Annotated in this window: 21 protein-coding genes and 1 pseudogene; 13 read left to right on the forward strand and 9 right to left on the reverse strand. The window is 57.0% G+C overall.

Annotated elements, in window-relative coordinates; all coding sequences use genetic code 11:
* Positions 1 to 35: 35 nt before the first annotated feature.
* Positions 36 to 1247 carry a thiolase family protein gene (locus NJU76_RS18515; RefSeq protein WP_254533319.1) on the reverse strand — a complete coding sequence of 404 codons (1212 nt, stop codon included), beginning with the start codon at positions 1245 to 1247 and terminating at the stop codon, positions 36 to 38.
* 627 nt (positions 1248 to 1874) lie between these two features.
* On the opposite strand from NJU76_RS18515, the gene NJU76_RS18520 reads away from it, so the two are divergent.
* Positions 1875 to 2090 (forward strand): DUF892 family protein, encoded by a 216-nt coding sequence (locus NJU76_RS18520; RefSeq protein WP_340681250.1) that lies wholly within the window; start codon positions 1875 to 1877, stop codon positions 2088 to 2090.
* 57 nt (positions 2091 to 2147) lie between these two features.
* Here the strand turns inward: NJU76_RS18520 and NJU76_RS18525 are convergent.
* Both NJU76_RS18525 and NJU76_RS18530 read right to left on the reverse strand, forming a co-directional pair.
* A pseudogene (locus tag NJU76_RS18525) lies at positions 2148 to 2624 on the reverse strand (DUF7845 domain-containing protein); the annotation flags it as partial.
* A gap of 239 nt (positions 2625 to 2863) precedes the next feature.
* The gene (locus NJU76_RS18530) at positions 2864 to 3112 is read right to left on the reverse strand and encodes a winged helix-turn-helix domain-containing protein (RefSeq protein ID WP_254533320.1); all 249 of its coding nucleotides are present in this window, start codon (positions 3110 to 3112) and stop codon (positions 2864 to 2866) included.
* 162 nt (positions 3113 to 3274) lie between these two features.
* Between NJU76_RS18530 and NJU76_RS18535 the strand changes: the two genes are divergently transcribed.
* From NJU76_RS18535 to NJU76_RS18560, 6 genes are all read left to right on the forward strand, one after another.
* Positions 3275 to 3649, forward strand: coding sequence for a hypothetical protein (locus tag NJU76_RS18535; RefSeq protein ID WP_254533321.1), 375 nt, complete (start codon positions 3275 to 3277; stop codon positions 3647 to 3649).
* 2 nt (positions 3650 to 3651) lie between these two features.
* The gene (locus tag NJU76_RS18540; protein WP_254533322.1) at positions 3652 to 3831 is read left to right on the forward strand and encodes a hypothetical protein; all 180 of its coding nucleotides are present in this window, start codon (positions 3652 to 3654) and stop codon (positions 3829 to 3831) included.
* Entirely contained in the window at positions 3828 to 4016 is a 189-nt protein-coding gene (locus NJU76_RS18545) for a hypothetical protein (protein WP_254533323.1), read from the forward strand. The genes NJU76_RS18540 and NJU76_RS18545 overlap by 4 nt, the downstream gene beginning before the upstream one ends.
* Positions 4013 to 4411 carry a DUF8112 family protein gene (locus NJU76_RS18550; RefSeq protein ID WP_254533324.1) on the forward strand — a complete coding sequence of 133 codons (399 nt, stop codon included), beginning with the start codon at positions 4013 to 4015 and terminating at the stop codon, positions 4409 to 4411. Before NJU76_RS18545 ends, NJU76_RS18550 begins: the two co-directional genes overlap by 4 nt.
* Positions 4412 to 4608: 197 nt before the next feature.
* A complete protein-coding gene (locus tag NJU76_RS18555; protein ID WP_254533325.1) occupies positions 4609 to 5478 on the forward strand; it encodes a DUF8008 family protein in 870 nt (289 codons plus the stop codon).
* Positions 5479 to 6060: 582 nt separating this feature from the next.
* Positions 6061 to 7164 carry an IS630 family transposase gene (locus NJU76_RS18560; protein ID WP_254533326.1) on the forward strand — a complete coding sequence of 368 codons (1104 nt, stop codon included), beginning with the start codon at positions 6061 to 6063 and terminating at the stop codon, positions 7162 to 7164.
* A gap of 170 nt (positions 7165 to 7334) precedes the next feature.
* Here the strand turns inward: NJU76_RS18560 and NJU76_RS18565 are convergent, their stop codons facing one another.
* From NJU76_RS18565 to NJU76_RS18575, 3 genes are all read right to left on the reverse strand, one after another.
* Positions 7335 to 7820 carry a PIN domain-containing protein gene (locus NJU76_RS18565; protein ID WP_254533327.1) on the reverse strand — a complete coding sequence of 162 codons (486 nt, stop codon included), beginning with the start codon at positions 7818 to 7820 and terminating at the stop codon, positions 7335 to 7337.
* Entirely contained in the window at positions 7817 to 8071 is a 255-nt protein-coding gene (locus tag NJU76_RS18570) for a hypothetical protein (protein WP_254533328.1), read from the reverse strand. Before NJU76_RS18570 ends, NJU76_RS18565 begins: the two co-directional genes overlap by 4 nt.
* A 396-nt stretch (positions 8072 to 8467) precedes the next feature.
* On the reverse strand, positions 8468 to 8881 hold the full coding sequence (locus tag NJU76_RS18575) for a hypothetical protein (RefSeq protein ID WP_254533329.1): 414 nt from the start codon (positions 8879 to 8881) through the stop codon (positions 8468 to 8470).
* A 581-nt stretch (positions 8882 to 9462) separates the two neighbouring features.
* Between NJU76_RS18575 and NJU76_RS18580 the strand changes: the two genes are divergently transcribed.
* From NJU76_RS18580 to NJU76_RS18600, 5 genes are all read left to right on the forward strand, one after another.
* Positions 9463 to 9996, forward strand: a complete 534-nt coding sequence (locus tag NJU76_RS18580) for a DUF1697 domain-containing protein (protein WP_254533330.1) — start codon at positions 9463 to 9465, stop codon at positions 9994 to 9996.
* A gap of 4 nt (positions 9997 to 10000) precedes the next feature.
* On the forward strand, positions 10001 to 10429 hold the full coding sequence (locus tag NJU76_RS18585) for an SRPBCC family protein (protein WP_254533331.1): 429 nt from the start codon (positions 10001 to 10003) through the stop codon (positions 10427 to 10429).
* Entirely contained in the window at positions 10426 to 11028 is a 603-nt protein-coding gene (locus tag NJU76_RS18590) for a YdeI/OmpD-associated family protein (protein WP_254533332.1), read from the forward strand. The genes NJU76_RS18585 and NJU76_RS18590 overlap by 4 nt, the downstream gene beginning before the upstream one ends.
* Before the next feature lie 1222 nt (positions 11029 to 12250).
* Positions 12251 to 13294: an HNH endonuclease gene (locus NJU76_RS18595; RefSeq protein WP_254533333.1), complete on the forward strand. Its 1044-nt coding sequence runs from the start codon at positions 12251 to 12253 to the stop codon at positions 13292 to 13294.
* 112 nt (positions 13295 to 13406) lie between these two features.
* Positions 13407 to 14705: an IS4 family transposase gene (locus NJU76_RS18600; protein WP_254533334.1), complete on the forward strand. Its 1299-nt coding sequence runs from the start codon at positions 13407 to 13409 to the stop codon at positions 14703 to 14705.
* Between the two features lie 129 nt (positions 14706 to 14834).
* On the opposite strand, the gene NJU76_RS18605 is transcribed toward NJU76_RS18600, so the two are convergent.
* The 3 genes from NJU76_RS18605 to NJU76_RS18615 all read right to left on the reverse strand — a co-directional run bounded on the left by NJU76_RS18605 (position 14835) and on the right by NJU76_RS18615 (position 17688).
* A complete protein-coding gene (locus tag NJU76_RS18605; RefSeq protein WP_254533335.1) occupies positions 14835 to 15632 on the reverse strand; it encodes a nucleotidyl transferase AbiEii/AbiGii toxin family protein in 798 nt (265 codons plus the stop codon).
* The gene (locus NJU76_RS18610) at positions 15629 to 16462 is read right to left on the reverse strand and encodes a type IV toxin-antitoxin system AbiEi family antitoxin domain-containing protein (RefSeq protein ID WP_254533336.1); all 834 of its coding nucleotides are present in this window, start codon (positions 16460 to 16462) and stop codon (positions 15629 to 15631) included. The genes NJU76_RS18605 and NJU76_RS18610 overlap by 4 nt, the downstream gene beginning before the upstream one ends.
* A gap of 161 nt (positions 16463 to 16623) precedes the next feature.
* Positions 16624 to 17688, reverse strand: coding sequence for a HEAT repeat domain-containing protein (locus NJU76_RS18615; RefSeq protein WP_254533337.1), 1065 nt, complete (start codon positions 17686 to 17688; stop codon positions 16624 to 16626).
* Between the two features lie 466 nt (positions 17689 to 18154).
* On the opposite strand from NJU76_RS18615, the gene NJU76_RS18620 reads away from it, so the two are divergent.
* The gene (locus tag NJU76_RS18620; protein WP_254533338.1) at positions 18155 to 18505 is read left to right on the forward strand and encodes a nuclear transport factor 2 family protein; all 351 of its coding nucleotides are present in this window, start codon (positions 18155 to 18157) and stop codon (positions 18503 to 18505) included.
* The last annotated feature ends 77 nt before the right edge of the window (positions 18506 to 18582 follow it).

The following is an 18582-nucleotide window of genomic DNA, read 5'->3' on the forward strand; positions in this document are numbered from 1 at the left end:
GACTTGACTTTGATCGGGTACACGTAGCCTTCCTGTCACATTCGATTCCACAACGACATGATAGCTCCGCCGCCTCCAATACTCATGCCGAGGATGCCGTAGTCCAGATTCTCTTCAGTCATCGAGTACGCCAGGGAGGCGGCTAGCATCCCTCCAGAGGCGCCGATTGGATGTCCGAAGGCCACTGCACCGCCGTTCGGGTTACACTTCTCGCGAGGGATTTCGAGCCGTTGCATGACGTAGACAGATTGGGCAGCGAACGCTTCGTTGATTTCGAAGTGATCTATGTCTTCGACCGCAAGGTTGTTGTTGTCGAGCAGTTCTTCAAGTGCGTCGCCGACGGCTTCGTTAAACTCGTCGGGCGCCCGGTATGCGAGTCGGTAATCGACCAATTCAAGCATTGGATCAAGACCAACACTTTCCGTCGCATTCGCGTCTGCGAGGAGCACAACTCCGGCACCGTCGGCCAACTTCGACGCGTTGGCCGGAGTGACTGTTCCGTCCGTTCGAAACGCCGGAGAGAGCGCCGCTAGATCGTCCACCGATGAGTCGGGACGGGGTCCTTCGTCACGGGCGACGGTTCCAGAAGACGTTTCCACGGGAACGATCTCCGAGTCAAAGCGACCTCCGTCGATTGCCTCGGCAGCTCGCCGATGACTCGACAACGCGTACTCGTCCTGACGATCCCGTGAGAGGTCGTATGTGTCGGAGTCCGCCTCAGATTGATCTTGTTTGCTGTCGCTGACACGGTCGACGAGTCGCTCGGCGATCTCTCCCATGTGAACGTCGAGATTGACGTCCCACAGCGAGTCGAGGATCATCGAATCTCTGAGCGTGACGTCGCCGTGACGCCGTCCCTTGCGGTATCCGGGCAGAATCCACGGGGCGTTCGTCATCGATTCGAATCCGCCGGCGATCGCGAACTCCGCTCGGTCGGCGGCTATCCGGTCGGCAGCGACGGTGATCGCCCGCAATCCAGAGCCGGACGCCTCGTTGATCGTCGTCACCGCCGTTTCGTCGGACACACTCGACTCGACCACGGCCTGTCGACCGGGAACCTGCCCGATGCCGGCTTGTATTGCGTTTCCGAGCGCTACCCAGTCGATGGCATCTCCGCCGATTTCGACTCGTTCGACGAGCCCGTCGAGTGCGACGCGGCCGAGTTCCACCGCTTCAACGTCGGCGAGCGAGCCCATGAGTGTCCCGTGCGGCGTGCGGGCAGCGTCGATCAGGACAATGTCGGACATGCTCCCCCGTTCGCTGAGGACGAGTAAGAAAGTACAGCCGGATCGCTCCGAACGGAAACTGAGGCCGATATCGGCGGTGTAACTCATCGACCGCCGAGAGGGCCCTGTTGCAGTCGCACTGCCCGAGTTTTCCGGACGGTCTATCTTAGCAAAGCGGATCTCGAGTATGCCGGGTAGGTGCGGCAGCTTGCCCCGGATCAGAGCTCCCTCGGCACGGACACTGTCAACGCTAAATCTCGAGCATCCCCAAAATACCGCGACCTGGTGGGGTCGCGTACGGTGGCCCCATCCCATGTGGTTATGAAGTGCAGGAGCTGGTAGTCGGTTAGGGCCATGCTGAACGACGACTGCACCGTAGAAGGTGGCACGGCTGGAACGTGCCGGTATTCCCACGCCCTCTAGTGATTATGGGGATAGCAGCACAGTTCCTCTCCTCGAGACGACACGTGAATATTCAGGCGAGTAGAGGCGAGGTGGGTACCGCTCCCGGTGAATCGACGCGTTTCTTCTGCGTGGAGATCGAGGGCATTCAGGACCTCGTGCAGCCGTTCGGCCGGTCATTTTCCGATACACTCGAAAAAATCGAGCAAACGAAACAGGTCACTGCGACGGCCTGCGTGTTTGAGGATGATCTATCTCAACGCGGCGATGATGGCTGAGCGTATGGAGATGACGGTCTACGAAGGGCTGATCACCATTGCGGAAAAGATCGACCTCGGCGTTGACGTTCAGCGGCCGCTCGATTCAAATTACAACGAGGAGAAGTCCACCTTCCGCGACCTCGAGACGCTGGCAACGGCGAAGGACCTGAAGTCGCTGTGGGATCGATTGACGCCGTCGTAACCGATCGTGATCCGCAGCGGTACTACAGCGCTACTCGGGCATCACCGTGAGCCACCGCTCCCGAAGCGTCGTCATCAAGAGGTGATCCGACTTGGCCTCAAGTCGCGGCGTGGGATCTTCGTAGAGTTTGACCTGGTCGTCTCGAGCAACGGCGTCGAAGTGATCGTCAGCGACGTAGACACCGCTTGCGTCGGGACCAAGCAGAATATCTTCCCAGTGGAGCACATTCAGCAGTGTCTCCTCAATCTGCTCGGTGACATCGTGGCGATCAGCCCACGCCCATGCCTCGCCGTCGTTCATCGACTTGTTCACCAGCACTTCCATCTTCGGATGGTATGACGGATGATTTTTCGAGACCGCATCCGGGTCCTTCAGCTGGTAGATCTCGAACTTTCGTCCGTAGGTGTGACCCGGTAGCAGTTCGCTGGCAGACGACGGATCTAAGAACAGCCGGTTCTGGTGGTTGATTACCTCCCCGTTATCGATTTGAAGCTCGGCCTTTACGCCCTCGAGGTCGCGGTAGTAAGCCACGACGCTGACGTTGTCGGGATCATCGGACATATGAGGGATATTGGGGTCCTTCGCATAGTGCTGGCTGGCCGTCTCGACTGGACGTCGGTCTTCCCTAGCGTTCGAGTTCCTCAACGATGCTCTCGAAGGCCTGCTTGTGGCTGACCGAGAGGTTGCCCCGATACGGTTCGCGGTCTTCCGGGTCGCTCCGATTGTAGCCGGCAGGTCATTCTAGGATGGATCCGTCATCGGGTTACTGCAGGCTACTCATCATTCATCTCGCGTGGATCCTCCACAAGCTCCCACAGACCGCGATGCGGCTGGCGGACATGATTGTGTTCCTTCAACCGCTTCAGCCGCTGGCTGACATACGGTCGGCTGTGCCCCGTCTCCTCGGCGACGTAGCTCGGGTTCACCCGTTCGCCCTCCTCCCGCATGAAGTTGAGGATGTCGCGATCGGCGTCGTTCAATTGCCTCGGCTCGAGTGTCATCAAGTCTGGTTTCGTACTCACGGTAGTAAATCACTGCTACAACTTCTAATAGGCACTCTTTGTTCTTACTATACGTTAGTTACTTAAGGGCGAGGATAGTAGATGTAATTGAGCACGGGATGCCTCAGAGAATCTGAGGCCGGTGTTAGTGCACCGACCTCCCGTGCTGGATGGAACCAGCATATGAGCGTACAACGCCAAGCAGATGAAACGGTTTCGACTCACGCACAGACCGACGTCGTCCTCGAGCGACGTTCATGGAACTACGGCTACGTCGGCGAAGAGAGCAACGGCCGATACGACCACGTCGACTGCAAACGAGAGTGCATCGTCGTCACGGACTCCCGCGCCGACCGCGACGATTCCGGCGCTGTTCCAGTATTCTCACTCGAGGGACCGATCTTGCACACCGAAGCCATCGAACTCGGCCCGATGGGCGAAGGTGGCGAGGATCTCCGGCGCTGGATCCAGTTCATCGACCAGGAGCGTGGCGGGTGGGCCGACCGACCAGTCTCGGCAGCCGACAAGGCACAGGACGTCCTCGAGGAGGAACTCTGAGCATGTCGACCGCCAGAGATCGACACAAGAGCCTCCGTAGTGAGCAACTCGAGCGTGAAGCTGTACGCCAAACCCCACTCCTCGCAGAAGCGAAGACGGTCGCTGGACCAGAAACCAACGAATCGACTCCCTCGGTGAACGAGGCCCTAACCACTGCCGTGAACCCGGAGGCTGAAGCATGACCTCCGGACCCGAGCATCCGATTCGCGTCCGTCTCGAGGAAGTCCTCGCCGACGTGTGGATGCTCGAGGGTGAAATAATCGAGCCACTATCGCTCGAGCCGGCGATGCAGAATCTCGAGGAGACGATCGAGGTGTACAAGCGCCTCGAGGCAGACGACTCCGACTTCACGGAGAACGAACGATGACGGACTCCTCCGGCTGGCTGGCATCGGTCTGTGACGACGCTCTCGAGTCACCCGACGGCCAACCAAATCTGACAACGACCGAAACCAGACATCAGTCTCTCCTTGAGCAACAGTTCGAGGGCACACGTATCACGCCAGGCGAGACCGTTTCCTGTCGCGACTGTGGTGACCACCTCCACGAAGGACGTCCAATAAGCGCTCGAGCCTGCCGGTACTCGGACGAGCCTACCTACACGATCGCGGCTATCTACTGTGCCGGCTGTGCTCCCATGGAGCTGACGGAGACCGCACACGGTCGAGACGACGTCCTCCTTGAGGCAGATATGGGGCTCGCGATGGCCAGTCAGACCCACTGGACGATCCTCATCGAGCCGACAGTCGTGGCTACCGCCTGAGCACCACTCCATCGCATAGCCTCCCGGAACGGTGCTCCCTTCACGAACGGCCAGTCACCAGTGGTCACGTCGTCAGCAGCCGCCTTGCGCGCTCGAGACGGACAGCTGCTCTGTCGCGATAGCGGTAGCGCCGTGGTCACTGGTTGGCCTCTGAGTTCCGTTCTGGCGAACGATCGCCGACTTCCCCCGATTTCCCGATGACATCCAACAGTCCCAATAGCGACGTATCGATTCGCGACCACCTCCAACAGCTCGAGGAGCGAATCAACGATCTCGAGAATGAGAACCAGATCCTCCGAGAGACCGTCACCGAGCAGAGCGACAAAGTCGAAGCACAGCAAGAGCAGATCGATACTCTCGAGGACGAGATCGACACCCTTCAAGAAGAGAATACACGCCTGGACGCAGTCGCACAGGCGGCTCTCAAGAAAGGCGGCGCAAACAAAGACCGAATCGCGGAACTCCAAACGAGAGAACTCGAGAAAGGTGCGCATCTCCTCGCCGATCACGTCGACCCAGACTCGCTTGCGGATGGAGTCGATCGCCTCGAACGATTTTCCAAAGAGGACAACACGTACATGCGGATTCCTGACTCCGAGGATCCGCTCGACCGTGGTGGATCGGTCACGCTATCCCACGGCGATCTCCTGCCGATCCAGCAACTCGCACAGATGGACGACGATATGCTCCGGTCGTCGACGAACTCGTTGCCGTCTCGACTCGCGGTAAAACTCTGGCGGGCTCGGACTGATCCCAGCGTCGGCGATAATCCCTGGCAGAAAGGGTGCAAGGGTGTCCGTGAGTACGTCAAAGCCAGCGATATGAAACACTGGATCCGACGACAAGAGAGCGGTGTCAGCGACGCTTATGCGAAAAAGCTCGTCTCGAGGACGATCGACGCCTTGCTCGAGCTGTCGAAGAACCGGCTGGCCATTAGAAGACAAACCGAACGAAAGAATGGACTGCAATACACGGAGCGTCGAGTGCTGTTGAAGGCGGATTCCTCGATCCCTGGGGAGACCACTGAAACGATAGACTCACCAGAGACGGCTGGTGTCCACGGATAGGTGTGGCCATAGGGATAGAACATCGCCCAACCGGGCTCATTTCGGTCCACAAAACGACTGACCCACCGCGATCTCGGCCGACTGCATGGTCTCGTTACTTGCTGGTCTTTCGTTCGATCGGTCGACGTCGTGTGGTGCTTGGGACCTGCTCAAGACGGTTCCCCGAGGACATCATGTGTCACTGGCTCTCAGGCCGAGTGCTCTCACGTGATAAAGGGCCTTGTTGTCGATCAATTCGAATCTGCCCGGGCTACTAACTCAGAGTTTTAGCTGTAATTGAGGGTGCTAAGCTCCCTTCTTCAGCGAGCGAAGCGTACAGCGCCCGCACGTTTTGTTTTCGTGTGAATCGGCACCCTTAATATCCATTCGGCCGAAGGTGGTATTAAGATGCTCACCACGCTTCCGGCGGTGTTCAAACGCGACAACAAGCGTGCATCGTCGGTTGTGGCCGAGTGTTGATTCGGTAGGAGTGGGACACTCCGAACCACCTGTAAAGGGAAGTCGCCTGCGGAGTCTGGAACCGTCCGCAGAACGCCATAATGAGTGACGGAAGTTATGGGCATAGACTGAGACGGGCGAGTGATGGGAGGAGACCGGCGAGGCGATCTTGTTCGTCATCTAAGTGAGCAGGAATTGGATCGTCTGCTGGACGAAGCAGACGATCCAAAGATCATCAAGCGACTCACCTTTGTCAAACGTCTCTACAAGGGAGCAACGTACGAGGAAGCAGCCGACGACGTTGGCAAATCTGCGTCGACTGGAAGTCGCTGGGCGCGTCGATGGAACGATGGCGGACTTGGTCAGTTGACACCGGACTTCGGGGGCGGAAGGCCCCCGAAGCTCGGTGACGAGGAACAAAAGCGTCTGTTAGAACTTCTCCGGGAGGGGCAACCCTGGAAAGCACAGGAAGTTCATCAGCTCTTGGACGAAGAGTTCGGTGTAGAGTACCATCCGGATTATCTCGGTCGATTCCTCCGGAATCTCGGACTGTCCTACGCTAAACCACGTCCAAAGCGCCCCTCTCGGCCAGAAAACGCAGATGAAATCCTCGAAGAACGCGTCGCAGACGCGTTCGACGAGGAGACAGAGACGGCACATAACAAGCGTCCTGATGATGAGGACGAAGGATGGGTCCTCGACGACGATATTTGCACGGATGGGGGAACTGTCGTCGGTTTTTGTGATGCTTCGCATCCACAACCATACGACAATTCGCATCGACTGTGGTACGTTGATGATCCGACACTGGAACGACCGCTGGTGAAGCTTGACGAACCAGCGGTCGGATGCTATACGCTCAACGGCGAAAGTGTCCTGACGTTCCCTGAAGATCAATCGAAAGAGAACATCTGTGCGCTATTGGAGCAAGTCCGCGAGCAGAATCCGGGAACGCGGATTCTGCTCGTCTTGGATACCTTCTCGTCTCACATCTGTGAACACACGCGCAAGCGCGCACATCAACTCGGTATTGATCTCGTCTTTCTTCCGGTCGGCTCACCGCACCTCAACCCGATTGAACAGGTCTGGAAAGTCCTCAAACGCACTGCCTCGCCAATCGTGGTGGCGAGCGAGAGCGCGTTCCGAACTCTCGCTCGCCGTCTCTTCGACACCCTTACCGATCAACTCGGATTTGCTAAGTCCTGGATCGATCAATTCCTCAGTCCATATTTGCAAAAGTTATCTTGATAATTACGGCGTTCTGCCGGGCCGCACGAGACGCGGAGCGTCTTGTGGACGCTGTGGGACCTGTTCCTGCAAGTTCCGACACAGAAACAGGAAGCTCCGTTCTCAACAAGCGAGGGCTGGGTAGGCCCGAGCGCGGTAGGGCGGAGTAGTTCACAGTTGGCCTCTCCCTGCTACCAGCCCGCATCGTCCACCTCGACTTGTTGGAGTGCGTATTCGAGAAGTGGGGTGGAGAGATACAAGTTCGTGTCCTGTTTGAGCGTTCGGAGAATCTGCTTCGCCTCGCTATCGGTGAGTTCTCCACGACTGTACGCGTACAGAACGACGCCGACTGATCCGTGAACTTCGATGTCTTCGTCAGTTGCTGTGTTCCGAGCGTCGAGATCGTCCGTCAACAGTACTGCATCGCGGCCAACGCAGAGGATGAGTGCGGCGGTTTCGCCGGGATCAAGGTGAGGATATGCGGTTTCTGAGTCGTATTCGACATCGTGAACCGTGTGCTCCACTTTCGTCAGTATATTGGATTCATTGCCGTGTTCAAGTTCGTCCACTACGGTTTGCGGGACGAGTATCTCACCAGTCAGTTTCAGTATGGAAAGGACGCCTGCATCAGCAAGATGAAGTAGTGGCCCTGTGTCGGTGACAACAAGCCTGTTCACGCGTGGAGGCCCCACTCCACGTCCTCGTCGATGGCTTCCTTTGCGGCATCAACGTCGTCCACAACCTCAATGCCGAGTTCGTCAACGGCTTCATCACGGGAGAGGTCGCCGTTGAGGTACTTGCTGATGACCATGTCGCGGTACAAGGTTTCAACGCCCTTTTCGACCGCCTGCTGGATGACCTCAGACTCGCCGAGGCCGCGGTACTGTGCGAGTTCTCGGACTCGGTCGGAAACGCCCTCGGTAGCCATACGTATTCAGTAGCGGGCAACCGACATAAACATGGTGCGGTGAACATTCGCGATCAGCTTTCACGCCAAGCGCGAAACTGTTTGCTCCTTGACCGAACCAGCACGAGAATTCGTCTCGATCAGACGCATCTACCTCGAGAGAGGCTTCTACAGAGATACAGCGAGAGTGCCTCGGGCGTGACCCCGAGGCGATTCACACAGGGATACGATCGATGTGAACGCGAGTTCAACGACGTGTATTCATAGGCATTAGCGAGCCACATCATTGGAAATAAACTCAGGGGCGCGTGCGTCGTATACTACTCCGGAATCATCTCATAGTCACCGTTGTGACATCTGCAGACTGGCCACGGTATCGATCGAATTACCGATACCGATGGTAGAATACGTGCGCGATCATCTGGCTGCTTCGGTTCCACGCGAGCGCCATGCCATCACCAGAGCAGTCATCAACACAGGCACAATGACGGCATGATATACGATATCCGGGAGCGTTCGGGGGCCGATCCCAATGATTATCGTCCAAATCCCGACGAATGTTCCTAACAGGGCAAACGCTTGCACGCCCGCAGCGATCGAGAACGACGAGCGCGACCGAATCCAGGTCATCGCTAGGCCGACAAGGAGGACAGTACCGATTACACTCTCAGCAATCATCGCCTCCCGATGCTCGTATCCATTGATGAGGACGCCTGCGTGTACCATAGCGGCGAGGAAGAAGGATGTGGCCTCCACGCCCAGCAACGCCCGTACAATACGCTTCACGGAGCGTGTGCCAAGCCACTGGATTTGTTCACCGGTGCGAGCCATTCCGTGGTCTCGATGGTCCTCTACTGGTCCAGTTTTGGATGGGTCCATAGTGGCTCGAACGGGGACGACGGTATTGGTGGTACACTAGAACATGTTCGAAGCTGCGGGAATAAGGCCGTGCACCGACAATATAGTGTATGCCCAGAGCCCGAGTTCGATTCAAACCACCGGGAAACTCCCTTGGCGGACCCTTCCGGTTATAGAGATGCGAGGAGAATACCCGCGCGTTTAGGCGCGGGATGAATTCGATACGACAACTCGGACGGAATCCACACTTCGATGACCAGTCCGAGATTTCTTTTCCATACATTGAAGTGGGAAGTAATCCTCTGAGAGCGGAGGAATCAGGCAAGGAATAGAGTGATTCCCGCCGGTCCGACGATGCCCTCGATGGAAGAACGAGCCTCGAAACGACACGCACCGCTTTGAGACACTGTCACCGTCGGTGAACGGGACGATATCCAGACGACGCGCCCTCCAACTTCTGGCAGAGAGCGCGGTGATTGCGGAGTTTGTAGGTCACGCACCCATTCAAAAGTGAGGTTCTATGCTCCCCCGATGTGTAGAGTAATCATTGGTCCATGACGACGTATATCGCATTCCATCGCGGGATCAACGTCGGTGCCTACAACCGGATGAAGATGGATGAGTTGCGGGCGGTCTTCGAATCGCTCGGCTACGACGATGTCGAGACGTACATCCAGAGCGGCAACGCCGTGTTCGAGACCTCGGAATCCGACGAAGAAGCGCTGCGTGAGGACATCCACGACGCAGTCGAGGATACGTTCGGCTACGATATCTCCGTGATGATCAGGACGCGGACGGAACTCCAGGATGTCGTAGCCGAACAACCCTTCGACGTTCCTGCGGAGGATGGCATCAAACACTACATCACCTTCCTCAACGAGGGACCGACGGACGGACGGGTCGAAGCCCTCCTGAATGCACAGAACGAGGCGGAGTCCTTCGTGGTGAGCGGCCGCGAGGTCTACAGCGAACTCGACAAAGACGCCCTCGGTGACGGTCGATTCACGGACGCCGGGAAGATACTCGGAATGGAGGCAACACGGCGGAACTGGAGTGTGGTTACGGCCGTCCAGGAACTGAGTGAGTGAGCACATGAGCAACACGTACACCGCGACGGCATCAACGACGATCGACGTGCCCCCCAGGACTGTTTGGGATGCACTCACTGCTCCGGAATTGATCAAACAGTACTTCTTCGGCTCCACAATCGAGACGGACTGGGAGGTTGGGAGTCCCATCGTCTTCCGGGGCGAGTGGGAGGGCGAAACGTACGAGGACAAGGGTGAAATCCAGCGATTTGAGCCGGAACGGGTACTCGAATACACCCACTGGTCACCGCTCTCGGGCAAGCCCGACGTGCCCGAGAGCTACCACACGGTTACGTGGGAGCTAACCGGACGAGATGACGAGACCGACGTGACGCTTACCCAGGATAATAACGATACCGAGGAAGCACGGGCCCACTCCGAGGAGAACTGGGAGATGGTGCTGAGCAACCTGAAGGAGTTGCTGGAGTCGTGAGTCGTACCCCTGACGATGATCCGATATTCTTCGAAACCCGAGAGGCGTTCCGCGACTGGCTCGAGGAGCACTACGACACCAAGGACGAGCTGTGGATCGGCTACTACAAGGCCGACGCGGAGCAGTCCGGCATCGGCTACGGCGAGTCGGTCGAGGAGGCGATCTGCTTCGGCTGGATCGACGGCCTCATCAATGGGATCGATGACGAGATGTACAAGCGGCGGTTCACGCCACGGAAGCCCGATAGCGAGTGGTCGAAGAAGAACAAGGTACGCGTCAAGGCGATGGTCGACACCGGGAAGATGACGCCCGCCGGAATGGAACTCGTCGAGGCGGCCAAGGAATCTGGAGAGTGGGAGGAGGCCTATCGGCTGGCCGACGACCACGAGATTCCGGACGAACTCGAGAGCGCCCTACGGGAGAACGACACGGCCTGGGAGCACTTCCAGGCGTTCTCGAACACGGATCAGCACGCGTTCATCGCGCTTGTCGAGGCAGCCAAGACGGCGGAGACGAAGCAGAAGCGGATCGAGCGAGCCGTCAAACTCGCGGCACAGGATCTCCGGGCATACGATGAAAACAACAAGCGGCGGCTCTGAACACCCGATAGCGCCCGCTCCTCGATTCAGCCGGCCCTTCGGTGTAAGAGGTCGAGTTATCAATCGGAGCAGCGAACGACTGTGACCTCCTCCATTTCTGTTTCATTGAATAAGCCGGTAGAACAAGCCAGCGAATCAACCATTGAGTATAGAACGTGACAGAATGTCAATTCGAAATTGATAAATTCTTATCACCATATGGAAAAATATCGGTGGTTATGGACGTGGTGTCTCGAAAACAGGTAGTGGGAGTGTACGCAGTTCTCACTTTCGGTATCTGTCTAACTGTCCTTACCTATGTTCTCTCCGGACTCATTCCGTTCATCGGACTCTTTCTCGGTCTTGGAAGCCTTCTCGTCGCAGCAGGGTTCGTGGGCTATGTCTCAGGGCGCTGGGCACTCAGTGTGGGCGGCTTCCTCCTCCTCTTTTTGAGTACCGTTCCACCCCCATTTATTGGCGGTTGTTTGGGGTGTGTCTGCGATATCCCAGAGAACTATGTCTACTGGCAGCATGTTCGAGCAGACTTTACTTTCTCATCACCGTTAGGGCTGGGGCCAGCCACTCGAGTAACCGCTGAGCCTGCTGGATGCATCTGTGGGTGTCCGTACTACTACCTTCCACTTATCCCCCTTTTCGGAGGATACGGACTGCTTCTCCTTGCAGTTCTCGATATTAATCTGCGGTCCCTTGTGCGATACGCCAAATAGCCACTCTCCAGAACTACTAAACGCGTTACTGATTGTCGAGAAGTTAGTACTGCATACGCACACTGTATTTACCGATTCAAGTACTCGCACAGTAGGTATAAGAGCCGATATATGATACCCTCATTGTTGGTGTGGTATTGGGGACGCATTACTATCGACATCCAGAGAAATCCTTCCTCTGGTAAACGTAGTCGGTTGCACCGTTCGCAGATCTACCTACCAACGCGTTCAGTCAGTCATATGGTGAAACCAACCACTTTGTGAATAGTTCTATGACACCCTCATAGAAACCGGAAGCGGTGAATTTCACTCGCGCGTCGTTCGACATACCCCAGATTGGGATGACTACGGCCCGATGCCGGGAAGCATCCAAGTAACGTCAACGGACGACTTCCGAGAGCAGCTGGGTGACCAGGTCAGAACGTTCGAACCGCTCGAACCGCAGGCTGAACCGGACGAGTAGCACGCGTATCACGCAGGAATTTATTGACTAACAGACGTAATGCCACGATATCATGCACCACGCGTTTCGGGTCGGACAACAATACCGCGACACTGGGAGTTACCGCAACTCGGACGATCAGTTCCTGCGGTGGATCCGCGGCCCGCTCGACAGCGGTATCAAAAACACGGGTGGAATCCGGGATCTCGGTGCGGATCGGTCTGAGACGCCTGCAGCGCTCGTGCTCGTCTCGAACGACAGTGGCATCTCCCAGCACGACGACCCGTGGGAGGATACGCTCGCCGTCAACGCCGGCTACATCAGCTACTGGGGCGACGCGAAAGCTGACAATCCCTACGACGAGTCTGCGCAGAACCTGAAGATCAAGGCCGCCTTCGAAGACTCCGCGGCCGGTCGGCGCGAGGACGTCCCGCCCGTCCTCGTTTTCCGCAAGCCCGAATCAGGGGTCGTCGAGTTCTGCGGCCTCTGTGTTCCCGACCACTTCGAAGTCCGCGCGTACCAGGCCGATGACGGCACGCAGGTCCCGAACTACCAGTTCCACTTCTCGATCCTCAACACTAACGCCGTCCCCGTCACGTGGCTGCACGGGCGCGCCCAGCAGAATGACGACAGCGCCGCACCGGACGTCTGGCAGCACTGGGTCCAGACCGGGGAGGTTGCCCAGTGGCCGACCGGCGAACCCCTCGATTCGAGCGGCTGGATTCGCCGCTACGAAACGTCCGAAATCACCGTGAGCGACGCCTTCCGTGCAGATACTCTCGACCGCTACGACCACGCGTGTACCCTGACTGGTATTCGAGAAGATGAGCTGTTGGATCTCGCGCACATCCTGCCACGGAGTCAACATCCCGATCTTGCAGAACACCCAGAGAATGTTCTCGTGCTTAACTCGCTCCATCACCGAGCATTCGACGCTGCGCTATTCACAATCGACAGCGACTACCGCATCCGTGCCAGCCCGTCATTCGATCCAGCGCATCCGTTCCTCCGCGAAACCATTCTCAGCCGGGACGGCGAACAACTCGCATTCCCACCCGGCGCACAAGTGCAACCGTCGTTCCTAGAGGAACTCAATACTGGTCTCTCGTGGCTCTAGTTTGCCCGTCTCGATACCACATCCGCAACCATCCGTGTTCGGTTAAGACAAGAAACCGAGAGACTGCGCTCGATTGACGAAGCTATCGTTGTAGACCGCGTGGGGAGAGAATGTGTTCAATACGCTCTCCCCGGACCTCATACGACGGCGGCTGACTTCCCTGTTTCCAGCCGAACGTATCGAAGACATCGCGCGAGAGCGCGATGTCGTCCAACGCCACCGGACAATCGACATCACGATGCTCGTCTGGACGCTCATCATGGGCTTCGCCGTCGACGGCGAAGCCCGCACGATCGCCGGATTTCAGCGGGCCTACTCCGCAGCGACTAACCAGACTGTTGCTCGCTCCAGTTTCTATGACCGGTTCACACCAGCACTTGGTGCCCTGTTGAGCGACCTCCTCGAGCACGCTCTCGAGGAGGTCGCGGTTCCCCACACGATCGCACCACAGTTCGAGTTATTTCGTGATGTGCTGATCGCCGATGCAACCGTTTTCCGGTTGCATCGGCTCCTTAGCGAGTTTCCAGCGACTCACTCGGATCAGTCCGGCGCGAAGCTTCACCTCGTCCATAACGCTACTACTCAGAGCCTCGAACAGTTCCAGCTCACCGACGAACGCACCCAAGAGAGCAGCCAGCTCCGCACAGGGAGCTGGCTGCGAGACCGGTTGTTACTGTTCGATCTCGGGTTCTACAGTTTCCGCCGGTTCGCGTTGATCGAGGAAAATGGCGGGTTCTTTTTGACGCGGCTGAAGTCAAACGCGAACCCGTTGATCGTCGGGGAGCGGCGGAAATGGCGCGGGCGCGCCATTTCCTTGCCAGGCCGTCGCCTCCAGGACGTTCTGGGCGACCTCACACGCGAGATCGTAGACGTGACTGTGGAGATCACGTTCAAGCGACGGCCGTACGCAGGGAAACAGTCAACCGACACGATGGAGTTTCGCGTCGTCGGTGTCCGCAACGAGGACACCGACGACTACCATCTGTACGTTACGAACCTGCCCGATGAGTTCACTCCGAGGCAAGTTGCGGCGCTGTATGGGTTGCGGTGGGAAGTGGAATTGCTATTCCGGGAGTTAAAATCGCTGTATGGGCTGGAGAAGTTCCAGACAAGCGATCCAGCAATCGTGGAACTGCTGGTTGTGGCGGCTCTGCTGACGCTCGTGGTCAGCAGAGCCTTGCTCGGTATATTTCAGGAGCTGTTTCCTGAGACGGTGTTCCCTCGGGAACGCTGGGCGAGGACCTTCAGGTCTCTCGCCCAGCTCATCCTCGAAGAGTTGGCCCAGTCGTTCGGGCATCCACCGCCGAACCTGCCGGAGTTGCTGTTTCGTGACGCTCGTCAACCAGAGAAATCACGCCTCTTACTTAGTGAACGAGTGGCTGAAGCCTACACGAGGCGATCCAGTGTTTAACCGAACACCAATGCATCCGCAACAGAACTCAACCCGTTCCCGCTCGATAGAAGAGCGGTACAACATAGATGAGAGCGAACACGCATGGGAACTCGGCCGTGCCGTCGCCCATCTCCAGGACTAATCCTGCTATCCGTCTACCAGCGAATCGATGTAGTCTTCAAGCGCTTCATACACGACGCTGAACTCGGGGAGATCTGCGACCAAATCGGGAAGCGTGTGCTGCCAGCCGTCTCGGATCTCGTCCCGTTTCTCTCTGGGAAGCTCGTCTCGAAGGTCGATGTCCAGATCGTCATGTTCACACTTTCGCGTGAATGCTGGGAGGATACCCGAATCGTCGATGTCGGCTTCCGTAATCATTCGATAGAGGTCGTAGTAGTCACGAGCTTGTGACCGCTGATAGAGCGCTCGTAACTTCTCAGCGAAGATCTCCTCCAGACTGTACGCAGTCAACTCGAATTCGGGGACATCCTCGTAGCGGTGGTGATGAGTCACTGAATCGAACGCCACGTATTCGTCGATCATCACGTCGAGACTCGTCGTGTTTTTGTGACCGAGCACAGCATTGTACTGGATGTCGATATCAACGTAGTGCGTCGGATACGCTTCTTTCTGCAGTTCGCGGTGTTTGGTCACCTCGAAGTCGATACCGGAGGCTCTCGTCGCGTCTTCCAATGTGGTTTGTAACCCCGCTTCGCTCCCGTGATACTCTCCTTCGACACCGAAATCGAGGTCTTCCGAGTAGCGCCACGTCTCCGGGAAGTACAACTTGCTGAGTGCGGTTCCGCCTTTGAACAGTAGGTTGTTACCGAAGGGACTCGTGTAGATCGCCCACAGGATCCACGAATTGACGTAGTTCTTCTCCGCGTAGCCGAGGCGTACATCTAACTCTCTGGCCTGCCGTCGAAGTTGCGCTTCAGAAATCATGAGAAATCATCCGGAAGAAACGATTCGGGGGCGACGTTCAGACGAAGTTGGTACTCGCTGTCGCGGGTACCCTTCGCTTCTCTCGTCGGATCAAGCAGTGGGTAGCCAGTCGTGAAATTCTCGACGAGATCCTCGTACTCTGGCAGGGAGATGGCCAACTGGTCGGCAAGGTAGACGAGTCGTTTCGTTGCGGCACCGTTCCCGACTCGCCGCAGGTACTCGACGACTCGATCCCACGAACATCGCATGTCGACAGCGTTCTGCATTGCCTTCGCAAGCTCGCTGATACCCCCGCAGAACTCCGGATGGTCGGCGCAATCGACCAGCGTCTTTTCGACACTCGAAATGTTCACCTGATTCGACCCGACCGCCGTTGGTTGATAGCCGAAGAACTTCTGCTCCGTGACGGTCACGGGTCGATACGTCACCCCGTGGATTTCGCGCTCTTGAGCGCGCGCTGTCGTCACGACGTACACCGTCCGGGACAGCTGCTCCGTCAGCCCGTGATGGTTCAGCGCACTCCAGTACCCAACGTACATTGGCTCCACCAGAGCAGACGCGATCACGAACTCGTGCTCGGTATACACGGCGTTCTCGCCCGCAGCGAGCGGCAGAATTAGATACTTCCCGTGGGCGATCCGCTCAAGCCAGCCCTTCTCCTTGAGCGCATACGCCATGTCCTTCGCCGATTTCCGAGAGATATCGAGTACGTCCGCGATGTCACTAATCGTGATAATCTGCCGGCTCTCACTTGCGAGCCGTGACAGCGCCTGCGACTCACGTGTCGACAGGCTTTTTCGTTGAATTCCTTCGTCGTTTGTTGACCCCATAGCCGCTCAGCGTACATAGAATCTAAATCTCCCTCGGGATAAAGGTATTCGTTGAGAGTTAGATTAAGGAAAGTCCGCTTCTCAGCCGCTCAGCGTACATAGAATCTAAATCAGGTTCCTACTCAACACCAATACAGCGTCAGACGTAATCCACCTCTGTCTCATCTCAAGCGGGAGATTGCCCATGCCGCCCGGTCGCGTACTGTCTCGTCCAGATCGTTCTCTTTCACTTCTTCAAGCGTCTCGATAGGCACGCTCACGTTCGCATTCCCGATCAGCGAGCACACGTTCGACCGGACTTCCGGACTCGGATCCTGCAACGCAGCCTCTAAATGATTCTGCTGGGCACGAATCGCAGCTGGATCTGCCTCACCTGCTCGCTGGAGTGCAATCGACGCGTTCACCCGCGCCTGAATATTGTTATGCTCCAACCGCGCGGCGATCTGATCAGCGTACTCGATCACGACCGCTGGATGTTCCTGCGCGAGGTCACCGAGCAACCCGACCGCATTATTCCGAACGCGTTTCGAGTCAGCGTCCAGTACCGTCACTAACTCGTCCATAATTGATTCCGCGGCGTCCGGGTAGTTCGACGCGATCTTCCCGAGCGCCGCTAACGCATTCGTCTTCGTCGTCTCATCCTCACTCTGCATTGCCTTAATCAAGGCAGCAATCGCGGGGAACACCTCTTCAGGATGCGCTTCTGCGACGCAGGAGAGTGCGTATACGGCGTAACTCTGTGTTGCCTCCGTCTCTGCGGTCGCCGCTGCTTCCAAGGCAGGGGCGGCGTCGAGAACGCTCGCCGGGTCAGCTTCCGCCAACTCCATCAAGCAGTGCGTCGCGGCTGCCTGGTACATCGAGTCCTGACTCGCGTAGGTCGCCAGGTCTCCCACGGAATCTTTCAGCACCGTTGGGTCGTCCGTCGCGGCTTCGTGAAGTGCTTGGAGCGCCGCTCGGTTGAGCGCCGACGGCTCGTCCGCAAGTAGGTCGAACGTTGCATCGACAGCGACCTCCCGAGAATCGCCACAGTGTTTCACTGCAGCCATCGCCAGGCGGAGTGCTTCACGGCGATCCACGTTCGACGCGTCCGCTGCCGCATCAGACAGCATCGTCCGGAGCAGTTCCTCATCCACCGACGCAGAGTCATCTTCGAGTTGCTTTCGAACCGCCGCGAACGCCGCCCCTGCGAGTGGATCAGCGAGGCGGGCGTACGGGACAGGATGCAACGCCTCATAGTGATTAGGTCGAATCTTTACCGGTAAGATACGGCCAAATGTTTGGTTCGCTGATCGCGTTCACTTCTCGTGGGATGTAGTCTTTTAGCGTCGATAAATCAGGGACGAGTCGATACTTGAACCACTCTTGTAACTGGTCCCAGCAGCCTTCAACTGCGTTCAGTTCGGGACAGCGTGTCATAGAATTCGTCCCACACCCGCTACTTGGTGATTATACAGCCCGCATTTCACGTATATCCTGTGAGTCTCGTCAGTTATAGGTTTGATTCAAAATATGGACGGTGGTTAATAGCTGTTGGGAACCATTGTATGACACGCTCTAGGTGAATAGATAGCGCGTATTCAGCGAAACGAGTGAAAAAGTCGGACTTCTACCCCGTCGAACAGAACGAAGTTGGCGCTACTCGAGTAAACACTATATGACTGTTCGTTGTATGCTTACTCTGGACAACAAGTTATGAGTGATACGAACGCAGTGCTTGACCACCATCTTGACGCATTCGCCAATCAGGAACTCAAGGAGATTCTAGCTGACTACAGCGATGACTCAGTAGTCATCACGAACATGGGAGTCTTCCGAGGGCTCGACGAAATCGAGGAGCTGTTTACGGATCTGTTCGACGAATTTGCCCAGGAAGGGTCGACCCTTGAGGTGGATGACACCATCGTCGAGGATGAGTTCGCCTACCTCCTGTGGCACGCCGAAACGCCGGACAATACCTACGAGTTCTGTACCGACACGTTCTATATCCCCGAAGAGACGATCGACTTCCAAACCTTCGCAGGCAAGGCCGAACCCAAGAACTGAGAGCAAAACAGCGGGTCTCCTAATTTTAGCATTCACAAAACGACTACTCCACCTCGATCACGGCTGTTGCGTGGTCT

The organism is Natrinema gelatinilyticum (genome assembly GCF_024266705.1).
GTDB lineage: Archaea > Halobacteriota > Halobacteria > Halobacteriales > Natrialbaceae > Natrinema > Natrinema gelatinilyticum.

Coding starts and splice junctions, on each gene's coding strand:
- NJU76_RS18550 (WP_254533324.1), top strand. CDS start 4,013: ATGACGGACTCCTCCGGCTGGCTGGCATCGGTCTGTGACGACGCTCTC.
- NJU76_RS18595 (WP_254533333.1), top strand. CDS start 12,251: ATGCACCACGCGTTTCGGGTCGGACAACAATACCGCGACACTGGGAGT.
- NJU76_RS18575 (WP_254533329.1), bottom strand. CDS start 8,881: ATGGCTCGCACCGGTGAACAAATCCAGTGGCTTGGCACACGCTCCGTG.
- NJU76_RS18605 (WP_254533335.1), bottom strand. CDS start 15,632: ATGATTTCTGAAGCGCAACTTCGACGGCAGGCCAGAGAGTTAGATGTA.
- NJU76_RS18555 (WP_254533325.1), top strand. CDS start 4,609: ATGACATCCAACAGTCCCAATAGCGACGTATCGATTCGCGACCACCTC.
- NJU76_RS18545 (WP_254533323.1), top strand. CDS start 3,828: ATGACCTCCGGACCCGAGCATCCGATTCGCGTCCGTCTCGAGGAAGTC.
- NJU76_RS18580 (WP_254533330.1), top strand. CDS start 9,463: ATGACGACGTATATCGCATTCCATCGCGGGATCAACGTCGGTGCCTAC.
- NJU76_RS18515 (WP_254533319.1), bottom strand. CDS start 1,247: ATGTCCGACATTGTCCTGATCGACGCTGCCCGCACGCCGCACGGGACA.
- NJU76_RS18520 (WP_340681250.1), top strand. CDS start 1,875: ATGATCTATCTCAACGCGGCGATGATGGCTGAGCGTATGGAGATGACG.
- NJU76_RS18535 (WP_254533321.1), top strand. CDS start 3,275: ATGAGCGTACAACGCCAAGCAGATGAAACGGTTTCGACTCACGCACAG.
- NJU76_RS18585 (WP_254533331.1), top strand. CDS start 10,001: ATGAGCAACACGTACACCGCGACGGCATCAACGACGATCGACGTGCCC.
- NJU76_RS18610 (WP_254533336.1), bottom strand. CDS start 16,462: ATGGGGTCAACAAACGACGAAGGAATTCAACGAAAAAGCCTGTCGACA.
- NJU76_RS18540 (WP_254533322.1), top strand. CDS start 3,652: ATGTCGACCGCCAGAGATCGACACAAGAGCCTCCGTAGTGAGCAACTC.
- NJU76_RS18570 (WP_254533328.1), bottom strand. CDS start 8,071: ATGGCTACCGAGGGCGTTTCCGACCGAGTCCGAGAACTCGCACAGTAC.
- NJU76_RS18620 (WP_254533338.1), top strand. CDS start 18,155: ATGAGTGATACGAACGCAGTGCTTGACCACCATCTTGACGCATTCGCC.
- NJU76_RS18560 (WP_254533326.1), top strand. CDS start 6,061: ATGGGAGGAGACCGGCGAGGCGATCTTGTTCGTCATCTAAGTGAGCAG.